Here is a 13,764-nt window from a genome sequence, read left to right as displayed (position 1 = left end):
CGTGCCCCCGAAACACCGCGGAATTACCTCGGCTGCCAGGCGCGTACCAGATCGAGCAGGCCCGGAAAACGTGCGTCCAAATCCTCGATTCGCACCCGGCTGCGGCGCTCCAATCCGTACTGCCGCTGACGGGTGACACCGGCCTCGCGCAGCGCCCGGAAATGGTGTGTCAGTGTCGATTTCGGCCGACCGATCTCGAACCAGCCGCAGGAGCGATCGGTCTCGGGAGATTCGAGCAGCAATTTCTGCACCATGCTCAGCCGCAGCGGATCGCTGAGCACGCCGAGCACATCCTCGAGCCGCAGTTCGGCACGCGTCGGTTCGGGCAGCGTGGTCGCGACGGTGTCGGTCGATGGCATCGGCTCTCCTGCGGATCGGCGAATCCTTGGTTCGACTTCTATCGTACTAGATGTTAGGTTCGACTCCCGTCGTACTGGTACGAGAAATATCGAACTATGGAGGTTGGGATGACGACGCTCGCGGCGAAACCGGAAACCGAGGTGCGGCGTGACGGCGCGGTATGGCTGGCGGCCTGGCCTGTGCTCGCGGTATTCGTGCTCTCGAATGCGCCGACTCCCCTCTATGTCGTATGGCAGCACCGGCTCGGCTTCTCCTCGGGCACGTTGACCGCCGTATTCGCCTGCTACATAGTCGGTTTGCTGGGTGCGCTGCTGGTCGCGGGAGTTGTCTCGGACCGCATCGGCCGCAAGCCCGTACTGCTACCCGCGGTAATTCTCGCGATGCTCGCGTGCGTACTGTTCGCCACCGCGAATTCGGTCGCGATGCTGGCGATCGCGCGCCTGCTCACCGGAATAGCGGTCGGCGCGGCCGTCTCGGCGGGGATGGCGGCGGTGACCGATATCGGCGGCCCGGAGCGCAAACGCCTTGCCGCCCTTGCGGCCTCATCGGCCATGGTGCTCGGCGCGGGCTTCGGTCCGTTTCTGGCGGGTCTGCTTGCGCAGCTCCTTCCCGGCCCGACTGTCACCATCTTCGTCGTCGAAATCGTCTTACTCGCTACGGCTTTCGCGGTCATAGCGCGGCTCGACCTGCCGAGGGGCGCTCGCGGAAGCGGCCCATGGATCCGCATTCCGGCGGTCGCACCCGCCGGACGCACGGCCGTCTTGCTCGGCATCGCGGTCTTTGCGCCGGGTATCACGGCGACATCATTCGTGCTCTCGCTCGGCCCCTCAGTCCTGTCGAACCTCTTGGGCGCCACCAACCGAGTACTCGCGGGCGGCCTGGCCTTCGTCATGTTCCTCGGCGCCACCGGCATCCAATTCGCGGTGCGGCGGCTGCGCCTGCGCACGATCCTGCTCGGCGGCACCGCGGCCACCCTGCTCGGCATGATCACCCTGGTCGTGGCGCTGCGACTGTCATCGATCGCGTTCTTCGCCGCCGCCGCGATCCTCGCGGGCATCGGCCAGGGCATGGGCCAGTTCGGTGGCCTCACGGCGATCAGCGCGAGCGTGCCAGCCGATCGGCTCGCCGAGGCCAATGCCGCCCAGAACGTCGGCGGTTATCTGCCTGCCGCGGTGCTTCCGCTATCGGCCGGATTCCTCAGCGACGCAATCGGTTTGCCCGCGGGCGCGACCACCTTCGCGGGCATAGTGGGTGCCGCGGCGGTACTCGGCGCGGTATTCGTCGCGACTCGCCCCTTTACCGTGACCGGACAGCGATAGCCGCATGTCATCATTCCAGCATGAGACACCTCCTGCTGACGCTCGGCTGCGCGCTGTTCGCCGCGGTGTCGACGACAAGCCTTGTCGCACCGTCGGTTTCGGCCGAACCCGAATGCGCGGTCCAGGTCGACGTGCGGCCGGTGACCGTGACGGTGGACGGCGAGGATGCCACCGGCCGGGTCTACGAGCCGTATCGCTGTGCGGCGGGCGATCTGACACCGGGCGATCTGGTTGTCGCGGTCCACGGCCACGACGGCACCTCCGCCGATTACGCCGGATATCTGACCTCGATCGTCCGCCGCACCGCGACCCCGATCCTGTCCATGGACGCCCGCAGCGCGACAAGCGTCTGGCGCACCGGCGACTGGAATCTGTGGGCGGGCTGGCGCGATATCGTCACCGCCACCCAGTGGTACAAGAACGAGCACCCGACGATCGGCCGCACCGTGCTGTGGGGCTGGAGCCAGGGCGGCACCATGAGCGGACTCGCGGTGGCGCACGGTCCACGGGGACTCTTCGACTATTGGGTCGACAATTACGGCCCGGCGGACGATTTCACCATGTGGATCGCCTCGGCGGGCGTCGATCCGGCACTGCCCGCCCAGATCGAACGCGATGCGGGCGGCTGCGCCCCGACGGTCTGCCCGCAGGCCTATGCCGAACGCTCGCCCGTTCTCCTTGCCGCCCGGATGAGCATGAAACGCGCCTTCCTCATCCACGGCACCAGTGACGATGTGGTGCCGTACCCGGCGACCCTGGAAATGCGCGCCGGACTGCTCGCCGCGGGCAAACCCACCTCGATGTACACCATCGTCACCGGTCGTGATCTGAACGGCGCCGTTGTCCCCGGCGATCACAGCGTCGGTCCTGCGTACTTCGAGGGCGGCTGCGTCGTCGAGCGCCTGCTGCTCGGCACCGAACCCGTCGACGGACCCGACCGTGACTATCTCGTCGATGTCGGCCACGACATCATGACCGCTCCCGCGGCCCCGCCGAACGCCAAATGCGCCGCTTAGGGAACACCTGTCGGTGTGTTGTGGTTCATTCGGGCAGGATCGGATACAAGGAGAGGTGCAATGAAGCCGAATGACCCCGCGTACCACTGGAACGGCGCGGAATTGGACCTCGACGCGTACCTGGCCCGCATCGGCTACACCGGCGAGCGCACCCCGACGCTGGCCACCCTGCGCGCCCTCGTCTACGCGCACACCACCACGATCCCGTTCGAGAACCTGGAATCCATTCTCGGCCGTCCCGTCCCGCTGGATCTGGAATCCTTGCAGGACAAGATGATCCGGAATCGACGCGGCGGCTACTGCTACGAGAACGTCGGCCTGTTCGCCGCCGCGCTGGAACGGCTCGGCTTCGGCGTGACCGGTCTCAGCGGGCGGGTCACCATGGGTGTATCCGACGGTCTGCGCCCGGCCACCCACGCCCTGCTGCGTGTTACCACCGACGATGACGATCGCGTCTGGATCTGCGATGTCGGCTTCGGCTCCGGACCGCTCGCGCCCTACGAACTGGTCGAGGGCGGCGAATTCGCGCTCGGTGACTGGCTTTTCCGCCTCGAACGCACCACCGGCGAACTCGACAGCGACCTGTGGGTGCTGCACCAATTCGGCCGTGACGGCTGGATCGACCGCTACACCTTCACGCTGAACCCGCAGTACCGCATCGATTTCGCGGTCGGCAACCACTTCGTCTCCACCTCGCCGCGCTCACCGTTCACCGCCCGACCGTTCGTGCAGCGCTTCCTCCCGGACGTCCACCACGTACTGGACAACCTCACCCTCATCACCGAATATCCGGACGGCTCCAGCGAAACCCGCGAACTCGAACTCGCCGAACTGCCGAAAATCCTCAGCGAGGTCTTCGATATCGACCTGTCCGAACCCGACGCCACCGCGCTCGCCCAGGGGCCCTGGCTGCTCACCTGAGAATCCGCTCCGTGCGGGTTACCCAGGCTCGTTGCCGTCCGGCACTAGAGTCGGCCGGGTGCGTGCTTACCGGAATTTTCTCGTTCTGTTCGCAGCCTCCGCCCTGGCCCTGAGTGGTTGCAGCTCAGCGCCGGACCAGCCCGACACCGTCGCCGGGCAGTTCGCCGATGCGCTCAGCCGCGACGATATCGCCGCGGCCGCCGCACTCACCGACGATCCGACCAAGGCGTCGGATGCGCTGGGCAAGCTATACGACGGGCTCGGCAAGGAGGTGAAATTCGAGGTCCGCAGCGCGGACAAGAACTCCTTCACCCTCGCCGCCACCTGGAAGTTCGGCAAGAACGAGTGGAGCTACACCACCAACGGTTCGGCGAGCGATTCCGGCGACGGCTGGAAGATCAAATGGGATCCCAATGCCATCGCACCCGGTCTCGCTCTCGGTCCGCTGAGCTACGCCACCACCTATCCGAAGCCCGCGCGCGTGCTGGAGGCATCGGGCGGTGAGTTGATGACCGAGCAGGTGATCACCCTGGTGAACGTCGCCCCGGGCGCCGACACCGTCGCGCTCGCGGCGGTGCTCGCTCCTGTCGCCGCCGACATCACCGCCCAGTCACTGCAATCGGATCTGGCTGCGGCCCAAGGCAAGTCAGCACAGGGCAAGTCGATCACCGCGGTCACCCTGCGCGATGCCGATATCGCCCCGATCCAGACCGCGCTTGCCGCGATTCCCGGCGTCACCCTCGCGCCGCAGACCCGCCTGCTCGCCACCGATAAATCCCTCGCATCACCGGTGCTGTCCGGCCTCGCCGACCTCTGGCAGAGCTCCGCCGACGCGGCGGCAGGTTGGGCGGTGCGGGCGCAGACCGCCGACGGCACCGAACGCGTCGCCGGACAGGATCCGAAACCCACCGCGGATATCGTCACCACACTCGACACCGATCTGTTGCGCTACGCGGAGAGCGCGTTGACGCCGATCCCCCAGCCCGCCGCGATCGTCGCGCTGCAGCCCTCCACAGGAAAGGTGCTGGCCGTCGCGCAGAACGCGGCCGCCGACGCACAGGGGCCGATCGCGCTCACCGGCCTGTATCCGCCGGGTTCGACCTTCAAGACCGTCACGGTCTCGGCCGCACTGCAATCCGGCGCGGTGACACCCGACACCGTGCTGCCGTGCCCGGCCACGGCGAATATCGAGGGCCGCCGCATCCCCAACGACAACAACTTCGATCTCGGCACTGTGCCGTTGCACACCGCCTTCGCCCAGTCCTGTAACACCACCATGGGGCAACTCGCGGTGAACCTCGCACCGAACGGGCTGACCGACGCCGCGGCACAGCTCGGTCTCGGCATCGACTTCGTCACACCCGGCCTGACCACCGTCACCGGCAAAGTGCCGACCGCGGACACCCCCGCGCAGCGAGTGGAGTCCGGCATCGGTCAGGGCAAGGTGACTGCCTCGCCGTTCGGCATGGCGCTGGTCGCCGCATCCATCGCGCGCGGATCGATGCCGCTGCCGATGGTCGTCGACGGGCGGCCCGGCGCGGCCGACCGTACCCAGGCGGCACTGCCGCCGACCACCGATGAGCAGCTGAAAACCATGATGCGCGAAACCATTACCGGCGGCACCGCTACCGCGCTGCGCGATATTCCCGGCCTGATCGGCAAGACCGGCACCGCCGAGTACATCGATGACAAGCACGCGCACGGCTGGTTCGTCGGCATAGACGGTGACCTGGCCTTCGCCGTATTCGTCAGCGATGCGAACAGCTCGGGTCCGGCAGTGGAGGCCGCAGGCCGTATGCTGCGTGCACGGCATTAAGCGATACTGTCGAATCGGCACTGCGTTAGCATTCGGCGCGTTGTGGGCGGCGAATATACCCCCGCAGCCGCGTGCCGAGGATTGCGCCCCGCTACACTCGTCGGCGGAACGCGTTGATGGTCAATACGCGTGATGTCACGATTTCGAGAAGGTTCGGAGTAGGCGCCATCGATACCGGTCAATTGATCGCGGAGCACTACCGCCTGGTCGAGCGGATTGGTAGCGGCGGCACGGGTGTTGTTTGGCGTGCCGTCGACGAACGCCTGCAACGCTCGGTCGCGGTGAAACAGATCCACATCAAGCCCAGCCTGCCCGAAGCCGAGCGCGACGTGGTGCGTCAGCGTGCGTTCCGCGAGGCCCGCAATGCGGCCCGCTTCCAGCACCCGAATGCGATCGTGGTCTTCGATATCACCGAGCACAACGGCGATCCGTGCCTGGTGATGGAATACCTGAAGTCGAAGAGTCTGGCCGGAGTGATCTCCGCGCAGGGCATGCTGCCGCTGACCCAGGTCGCGCGGATCGGCGAACAGGTCGCCTCGGCGCTCATCGCCGCGCATCACGCCGGAATCGTGCACCGCGATGTCAAACCGGGCAATATCCTGCTCGACGACACCGGCACGGTGAAGATCACCGATTTCGGCATTTCCCGCGCCACCGGTGACGTCACCCTCACCGAGACCGGCCTGATCTGCGGTACCGCCGCCTATCTCGCGCCGGAGGTGGCCCGCGGCGCCGACCCGACGCCGGCCGCCGATGTATTCGCCTTGGGGGCAACGCTTTTCCACGCACTCGAGGGCGAACCGCCGTACGGTTCCAGCGCCAATCCGCTCGCCGTGCTCTACGCCGCGGCCAACGGCCAGGTGAGCGAACCGCGGCACGCGGGCCCGGCGACCGACTTCCTGCTGGATCTGCTCAGCCCGGATCCCGCCGAGCGACCGACGATGCGTGCGGCCCGCGAACATCTTTCCGCGCTCGCCGATTCCGGTTCCGCGCCGGTGCACGCCGGATTCGTGCCCGCCAGTGAGGCTTTCGGTCGGCACGGCGAATCCGCGACCCGTGCGCTGCGCCCGCCCGCGAATCCGACGCGGGAGCACCAGCCGACCGCGCGGCAGCCCCGCCCGGCGCCGCCGCCGCGAAATTCCGCTCGTCCCAACAACTCCGCTGCGTCGCATCCGAGCACCGCCGCCCATCCGCGGACCGCGACGCAGCCGCGTCCGGCGCCACGCAAGTCCGGTGGCAAGCGCAAGGCCGTGCTGGTCGGTGCGACCATCGGTGCGGTGGTGGCCGTCGTGGCCATCCTGATCGGTGCGCTGAATCAGTCGGGCACCAATACGCCATCGGTGCAAGCGAGTCCGCCTTCGTCATCGGTGTCCAAAGGGGCCAGTTCCACGACTGCCGCTGGTACGCCGGGGCAGACGAAGAGCGTCGGCCCGGCAGACTCGCGGCAATCCATCGATCAAGTGGTGGACTTCTACAACAACCTCATCTATCTGAGGTTCACGGCCGCGTGGAAACAGTTGACTCCCGCTGCCCAGCGGGTCTACAGCAATCAGTCGGCTTTCCAGGATTACTGGACGCAGAATCGCGTCACGGGCTTCAACACTGTTGATGCGGCCGGTGGTACGGGCAGCAACCCAGACGGTTCGGTGGACGTCAATGTGGCCAGCGTGACCTATGCAGGCCAGAACAGGTCGGTGACGCTTCGGTTGATCAACCCTGGTAGCGGGGCTCCACTCATCGACAGCGACACTCGCAGCAGCGACGCTCGCTGAAACGAGTTGTCCCGCACGGGTCTAGCGCGATCCGGAGCGCACCGACGTCCGCGCCCACGTCGCCAGCAACTGCAAAGCAGTCGCGCTCGGCGAATCCGGTTCGGTGGTGTGCATGATCAGCGCCTGATCCGGGTCATCGGGCAGACGCAAGGTTTCGAAGCCCAGATCGAGTCGACCGACAACCGGGTGCAGATAGCTGTACCGCCCGTGCGTCTTGTCCTTGAGTTCGTGACGCTGCCACATGGTGGCGAAGTCGGCGGAGTCCACGCTCAATTCCTCGATGAGCGAAGCGATTCCGGCATCGCCGGGATTGCGGGCCATGTCCAGGCGTAGATAGGCCACGACATCGGCGGCCTTGGCCGCCCAGTCCTCGTACAGTTCGCGCATCCCCTCGTCCAGGAAGACAAGTCGCGCGAGATTGCGTTCGCGCGGCGGTAGGGCGCCGAAATCGGTAATCAGCGCGGCGGCAAGGGAATTCCAAGCGAGCACATTGGTGCCACGGCCCACGATGTAGGCGGGCACGTCGGCGGCGGTATCGAGCAGTCTGCGCAGTCCGGGGCGGACTTCCTGTTCGGCCGGTGGCTCCTCGCCGGACCACGGCCGCGCCAGCCGATACAGATGTTCGCGTTCCACGGGATCAAGTCGCAGCGCCTGCGCGACGGCATCCAGCACCGACTCCGAAAAGTGCAGGGTGCGGCCCTGTTCCAGGCGCACATAGTGATCGACACTGACCCCGGCCAGCATGGCCAACTCCTCGCGGCGCAGACCGGGCACCCGTCGTCGGCTGCCGTAGTCGGGCAGGCCGACCTGCTCCGGGCTCAGTCGCGCCCGCCGGGAACGCAGGAATTCGCCGAGTTCGGCACGTCGATCCAGACTCACGTCGTCCAGTATCCAGGCGGGTGCCGGGCCGCATCCTGGTCATGCCGTGCCCAGGCTCGCGCGGCGCTGTTTACCACCGCTGTCCGCGCCGAAAGTAGTGATCACCGCCGGAACGGTTCCGGCAGTGAACGGAGACGGACACAATGAGCAACACCCGCCCCCTCGGCGACACCGGCATGGACATCACCCCGCTCGGCTTCGGCACCTGGGTCTTCGGCGGATCCGGTTGGGAGTACTCATGGGGCGCCATCGATGACGCCGATTCGGTCGCCGCGATTCGGCACGCGGTGCACGCCGGAATCAACTGGATCGATACCGCGGCCGCCTACGGCGTCGGCCACGCCGAGGATGTCCTCGGCCGCGCGCTCACCGACATCCCGGAGGCTGAGCGGCCCTATCTCGTCACCAAAACCGGCCTGATCTGGGCAGAAGGTGACGACCGTTCCGGCCCGCCGCGCCGGATCATGCGACCCGATGTGGTGCGCAAGGAAATCGAGGATTCGCTGCGTCGGCTGCGGACCGACCACATCGATCTGTATTTGGTGCACTGGCCGGATACCGGCGCGGTCTTCGTCTACGGCGCCGAGGGCGAGGCCACCGACCAGGCGACCCCGCTCGAGGAGTACTGGCAGGTCATGGCGGATCTGAAGAAGGAGGGCAAGGTTCGCGCGATCGGCCTGTCCAACCACGACGCGGCGCAACTCGAGGTCGCCGAATCCATCGCCCATGTCGATGCGATCCAGCCGCCGTTCTCGGCGATCAACCGCTCGGCCGCGGCCGATATCGCCTGGGCACACGAGAACGGCACCGGCGTCATCGTCTACTCACCACTGCAATCGGGCCTGCTGACCGGCACATTCACCGAGGAACGCCTGCGCAATCTGCCCGATGAGGACTGGCGCGGTTCGCATCCGGACTTCACCACCGGCCTGTCCGCCAAGCTCGCCCTCGTCGAAGCCATGCGCCCGATCGCGGCCCGCCATGGCGTGACCGTCGCCGAGGTGGCCCTGGCCTGGGCGACCGCATGGCCAGGCGTGACCGGCGCGATCGTCGGCGCGCGCAACGCCGCTCAGATCGACGGCTGGCTCGGTGCCCGTGACCTGACGCTCACCACCGACGACCTGGCCGCGATCGAGACCGCTATCACCACGACCGGCGCGGGCACCGGCCCCGCCCGCGCGTAATTTCCGAGGAACCACCATGACACTGCATGTCGTCGCCGAATTCCGTGCGACCCCTGGCCGCGAAGACCGCCTGCGCACGGCACTCGAAGCAATGATCGAACCGTCCCTCGCCGAGCCCGGCTGTCTGAACTACCACCCGTATACCGACCCCAACGATCCCGCCCACATGGTCCTCGTGGAGGAGTGGACCAGCCTCGACGCCCTCGACGAGCACTTCACGACGCCACATTTCTTCCATGTGCGTGACGTACTCGGCCGTATCCTCGCCGAACCGATGATCATCAAGCGTCTCGTCTCGGCCTGACACCCCGCCGCGCCCCGGTCCCTATCCGGACCGGGGCAGGCGGCCGTACTCCGGAACACATCCGGCGACCGCAGCGGATAACGGATGGCACCGGACCGATAGGCTGGTAACTGGAGCGGAGCGGAAAATACCGACCGCTCGGCGTCGGCCACGGCGTCCGAGAATCAGGACAGACAGGATCGCAGACCTCATGACATCCCGCCTCGAGCTCGCCCGCGTTGATCTGCGCGGCCGTACTCCCTCCGCTGCCGAGCTGCGCACCGCGCTGCCGCGCGGGGGAGTCGACGTGGACTCGGTGCTGCATCAGGTGCGACCGGTGGTCGAGGCGATCCGGGACCGCGGGGTCGCGGCGGCGCTGGAGTTCAGCGAGCAGTTCGACGGCGTTATTCCGGCGAGCGTGCGGGTGCCCGCGGCCGAACTCGATGCCGCGCTGGAGAAGTTGGATCCGGCCGTACGCACCGCGCTCGAGGTCGCGATCGAACGGACCCGCAAGGTGCACGCCGATCAGCGCCGCACCGACACCACCACCGAGGTCGTGCCAGGTGGCACGGTCACCGAACGGTGGGTGCCGGTCGAGCGGGTCGGGCTCTACGTGCCCGGCGGCAATGCCGTCTACCCGTCGAGCGTCGTGATGAATGTGGTGCCCGCACAGGCGGCGGGAGTCGACTCGCTGGTGGTGGCCTCGCCGCCACAGGCACAGTTCGGCGGGCTGCCGCACCCGACCATCCTGGCGGCCGCGAAGCTGCTCGGGGTCGAGGAAGTATGGGCCGTCGGTGGGGCGCAGGCCGTCGCGCTGCTGTCCTACGGCGGTATCGACACCGACGGCGCACAGCTCGAGCCGGTGGACCTGATCACCGGCCCCGGCAATATCTTCGTGACCGCCGCCAAGCGCCTGTGCCGCGGCCTGGTCGGCATCGATGCCGAGGCGGGCCCCACCGAGATCGCGATCCTGGCCGATGCCACCGCCGATCCGGCCCACGTCGCCGCCGATCTGATCAGCCAGGCCGAACACGACGTGCTCGCCGCCAGCGTGCTCGTCACCGACAGCGTCGAACTCGCCGACGCGGTGGACGCCGCGCTCACCACCCAGATGACCGTGGTCAAGCACGCGCACCGGGTGCGAGAGGCATTGTCCGGCAAGCAATCCGGCACTGTGCTCGTCGACGGTATCGAGCAGGGCCTGCGGGTGGTGAATGCCTACGCCGCCGAACACCTGGAGATCCAGACCGCCGATGCGCCGAGCGTCGCGGCCCGAGTACGCAGCGCCGGGGCGATCTTCGTCGGTGCTTATGCCCCGGTCAGCCTCGGCGACTACTGCGCGGGCTCCAATCACGTACTCCCGACGGCGGGTTGCGCGCGGCACTCATCGGGGCTGAGCGTGCAGACCTTCCTGCGCGGTATCCACGTCGTCGAATACACCGAGGCCGCACTCAAAGACGTCGCCGGTCACGTGGTCGCCCTGGCCAATGCCGAAGACCTGCCCGCACACGGCCAGGCCGTACAAGCACGATTCGAGGCACTGGCATGACGCCGGGGGGTGGCGGGGCGGGAATAGACACAGGCACCGTGCCCGGCTCCGAAATCACCCTGGACGACCTGCCGCTGCGCGAGAACCTGCGCGGCAAGAAGCCTTACGGCGCACCGCAATTGACGGTGCCGGTGCAGCTGAACACCAATGAGAACCCGCACCCGCCGAGCCGGGCCCTCATCGACGACGTCGCCGAATCCATTCGCGCCGCCGCCACCGACCTGCACCGCTATCCGGACCGCGACGCCGTCGCGCTGCGCACCGACCTGGCCGAATACCTGACCCGCCAGACCGGTGTCGCGGTGCACACCGCCAATGTCTGGGCGGCCAACGGCTCCAACGAAATCCTGCAGCAATTGCTCCAGGCCTTCGGCGGACCCGGCCGCAGCGCACTGGGTTTCGTGCCGTCCTACTCGATGCACCCGATCATCTCCGAGGGCATCGATACCGAATGGGTCGAGGCGAAACGCAATGCCGACTTCTCCCTCGATATCGACTACGCGCTCACCGTCATCGCCGAGCGCCGACCCGATGTGGTCTTCGTGACCAGCCCCAATAACCCGACCGGACACAGCATTCCGCAGGCCGACCTGGCCCGGATCCTCGCGGCCGCACCGGGCATCGTGGTCGTCGACGAGGCATACGGCGAATTCTCCGCAGAGCCGAGCGCAATCGCCCTCATCGACCGGTATCCGACGAAACTCGTGGTCAGCCGCACCATGAGCAAGGCCTTCGCCTTCGCGGGCGGCCGCCTCGGCTACCTGGTCGCCGCCCCCGCGGTGATCGACGCGATGCTGCTGGTGCGACTGCCGTATCACCTGTCGGTCGTGACCCAGGCCGCCGCCCGCGCGGCCCTGCGCCACGCCGATGAAACCCTCGCCAGCGTCGCCGAACTGGCGGCACAGCGCGACCGGGTCGCGCAAGCGCTGGCCGCCATGGGTTTCGAGGTGATCCCCAGTGACGCCAACTTCCTGCTCTTCGGTCATTTCACCGACGCCCCCCGCGCCTGGCAGCACTATCTGGACCGCGGCGTGCTGATCCGCGATGTCGGAATTCCGGGATATCTGCGCGCCACCATCGGCCTGGCCGCCGAGAACGACGAATTCCTGCGCGTCAGCGGCACATTGGCCGATACCGACCTCACCATCCGATGAATCCGCCTGTGGAGGAAGCAAAGATGAATCGCACCGCGCGGGTGGAGCGCGTCACCAAGGAATCGAATATCGTCGTCGAACTGGACCTCGACGGCACCGGCAAGACCGATATCGCCACCGGCGTCCCGTTCTACGATCACATGCTGACCGCGCTCGGCGCACACGCCAGCTTCGATCTGACGGTGCGCGCCGAGGGCGATATCGAGATCGAGGCGCACCACACCGTCGAGGACACCGCCATCGTGTTCGGCCAGGCGCTGGGTAAGGCGCTGGGCGACAAGTCCGGCATCCGTCGTTTCGGCGATGCCTTCATCCCGATGGATGAGACCATGGCGCACGCGGCAGTGGACGTCTCCGGTCGCCCGTACTGCGTACACACCGGCGAACCCGATCACCTGCTGCACGCGGTGATTCCCGGTTCCGGACCCGGCGCGCCCTATTCAACCGTGCTCAACCGGCACGTTTTCGAGTCGATCGCACTGAACGCCCGCATCGCGCTGCACGTGCGCGTGCTGTATGGCCGCGACCAGCACCACGTCACCGAGGCCGAATTCAAGGCGGTGGCGCGGGCCTTGCGCGCCGCCGTCGAACTGGACCCGCGGGTGAGCGGTGTGCCGTCGACGAAGGGGACGCTGTGACAACCAAATCCGTCGCACTGCTCGACTACGGCTCCGGCAATCTGCACTCCGCGCACCGCGCGCTGATCCGCGCGGGTGCGAATGTCGAAGTGACCGCCGATGCCGACATCGCGCTGGCCGCCGATGGACTCGTCGTCCCCGGCGTCGGCGCGTTCGCCGCCTGCATGGCCGGCCTGCGCGAGGTGAGAGGTGAGCGCATCATCGGTCAGCGGCTGGCCGGTGGTCGTCCGGTGCTCGGTATCTGCGTCGGAATGCAGATCCTGTTCGAGCGCGGAGTGGAATTCGGTGTGGAAACCGAAGGATGCGCGGAATGGCCGGGTGTGGTCGAGCGCCTGTCCGCACCGGTGCTCCCGCACATGGGCTGGAATACGGTGTCGGCTCCTACCGACAGTGTCCTGTTCGCCGGAATGGCCAGCGATACCCGTTTCTATTTCGTGCACTCCTATGCCGCACAGACCTGGGACCTGCCACCGAGCGAACACTTCGCCGCGCCGAAGCTCACCTGGGCCGAACACGGCGTCCCATTCTTGGCGGCCGTCGAGAACGGTCCGCTGTCGGCGACCCAGTTTCATCCCGAAAAGTCCGGTGATGCGGGGGCACAGCTGCTCCGCAATTGGGTGAACTCGCTGTAAACACCCGCTGGCCAGGCGATTTGACATCGTGCACGGCGGTAAGTAACTTTGTCCAAGTCAGAGCGACACGGACACCGACCCGGAGCCGAAAGGCCTGGGAAACGAGGTAGGACGAGGAGCGCCTGACGATCACACTGGTTCGGAAGGTTCCCGATTTTGTGTCGGGAGTCGGCTGGACTAAGCTTCATCAAGTTGCCTCACTGAAGCTCCGGATTTAAGGCCGGAGTGAATGTTTGTGCGT

Annotated in this window: 13 protein-coding genes; 11 read left to right on the top strand and 2 right to left on the bottom strand. The window is 67.0% G+C overall.

Features of this window, described 5'->3' with window-relative positions; genetic code table 11:
- Positions 1-23 precede the first annotated feature (23 nt).
- Entirely contained in the window at positions 24-359 is a 336-nt protein-coding gene (locus NA5_RS20840) for an ArsR/SmtB family transcription factor (RefSeq protein WP_062988578.1), read from the bottom strand.
- A gap of 108 nt (positions 360-467) precedes the next feature.
- Between NA5_RS20840 and NA5_RS20835 the strand changes: the two genes are divergently transcribed.
- From NA5_RS20835 to NA5_RS20815, 5 genes are all read left to right on the top strand, one after another.
- Positions 468-1,679 carry an MFS transporter gene (locus tag NA5_RS20835; RefSeq protein WP_062988576.1) on the top strand — a complete coding sequence of 404 codons (1,212 nt, stop codon included), beginning with the start codon at positions 468-470 and terminating at the stop codon, positions 1,677-1,679.
- A 20-nt stretch (positions 1,680-1,699) separates the two neighbouring features.
- Positions 1,700-2,695 (top strand): alpha/beta hydrolase family protein, encoded by a 996-nt coding sequence (locus tag NA5_RS20830; RefSeq protein WP_062988574.1) that lies wholly within the window; start codon positions 1,700-1,702, stop codon positions 2,693-2,695.
- A gap of 60 nt (positions 2,696-2,755) precedes the next feature.
- Positions 2,756-3,616 (top strand): arylamine N-acetyltransferase family protein, encoded by an 861-nt coding sequence (locus NA5_RS20825; protein ID WP_062988572.1) that lies wholly within the window; start codon positions 2,756-2,758, stop codon positions 3,614-3,616.
- Positions 3,617-3,674: 58 nt separating this feature from the next.
- On the top strand, positions 3,675-5,432 hold the full coding sequence (locus NA5_RS20820; RefSeq protein WP_062988570.1) for a penicillin-binding transpeptidase domain-containing protein: 1,758 nt from the start codon (positions 3,675-3,677) through the stop codon (positions 5,430-5,432).
- Between the two features lie 116 nt (positions 5,433-5,548).
- Positions 5,549-7,204 carry a serine/threonine-protein kinase gene (locus tag NA5_RS20815; RefSeq protein WP_084484296.1) on the top strand — a complete coding sequence of 552 codons (1,656 nt, stop codon included), beginning with the start codon at positions 5,549-5,551 and terminating at the stop codon, positions 7,202-7,204.
- 21 nt (positions 7,205-7,225) lie between these two features.
- Here the strand turns inward: NA5_RS20815 and NA5_RS20810 are convergent, their stop codons facing one another.
- Entirely contained in the window at positions 7,226-8,083 is an 858-nt protein-coding gene (locus NA5_RS20810) for a helix-turn-helix transcriptional regulator (RefSeq protein ID WP_062988568.1), read from the bottom strand.
- A gap of 143 nt (positions 8,084-8,226) precedes the next feature.
- On the opposite strand from NA5_RS20810, the gene NA5_RS20805 reads away from it, so the two are divergent.
- The 6 genes from NA5_RS20805 to hisH all read left to right on the top strand — a co-directional run bounded on the left by NA5_RS20805 (position 8,227) and on the right by hisH (position 13,523).
- Entirely contained in the window at positions 8,227-9,267 is a 1,041-nt protein-coding gene (locus NA5_RS20805) for an aldo/keto reductase (RefSeq protein ID WP_062988566.1), read from the top strand.
- 16 nt (positions 9,268-9,283) lie between these two features.
- The gene (locus tag NA5_RS20800; protein ID WP_062988564.1) at positions 9,284-9,571 is read left to right on the top strand and encodes a putative quinol monooxygenase; all 288 of its coding nucleotides are present in this window, start codon (positions 9,284-9,286) and stop codon (positions 9,569-9,571) included.
- A gap of 190 nt (positions 9,572-9,761) precedes the next feature.
- The gene (hisD, locus tag NA5_RS20795) at positions 9,762-11,099 is read left to right on the top strand and encodes a histidinol dehydrogenase (protein WP_062988562.1); all 1,338 of its coding nucleotides are present in this window, start codon (positions 9,762-9,764) and stop codon (positions 11,097-11,099) included.
- A complete protein-coding gene (locus NA5_RS20790; protein WP_062988560.1) occupies positions 11,096-12,253 on the top strand; it encodes a histidinol-phosphate transaminase in 1,158 nt (385 codons plus the stop codon). Before hisD ends, NA5_RS20790 begins: the two co-directional genes overlap by 4 nt.
- Positions 12,254-12,276: 23 nt before the next feature.
- A complete protein-coding gene (gene hisB / locus NA5_RS20785) occupies positions 12,277-12,891 on the top strand; it encodes an imidazoleglycerol-phosphate dehydratase HisB (protein ID WP_062988783.1) in 615 nt (204 codons plus the stop codon).
- On the top strand, positions 12,888-13,523 hold the full coding sequence (hisH, locus tag NA5_RS20780) for an imidazole glycerol phosphate synthase subunit HisH (protein WP_062988558.1): 636 nt from the start codon (positions 12,888-12,890) through the stop codon (positions 13,521-13,523). Before hisB ends, hisH begins: the two co-directional genes overlap by 4 nt.
- The last annotated feature ends 241 nt before the right edge of the window (positions 13,524-13,764 follow it).

It is taken from the genome of Nocardia anaemiae NBRC 100462, assembly GCF_001612725.1.
Lineage (GTDB): Bacteria > Actinomycetota > Actinomycetes > Mycobacteriales > Mycobacteriaceae > Nocardia > Nocardia anaemiae.
This window is presented reverse-complemented; position numbering and strand designations above follow the sequence as displayed.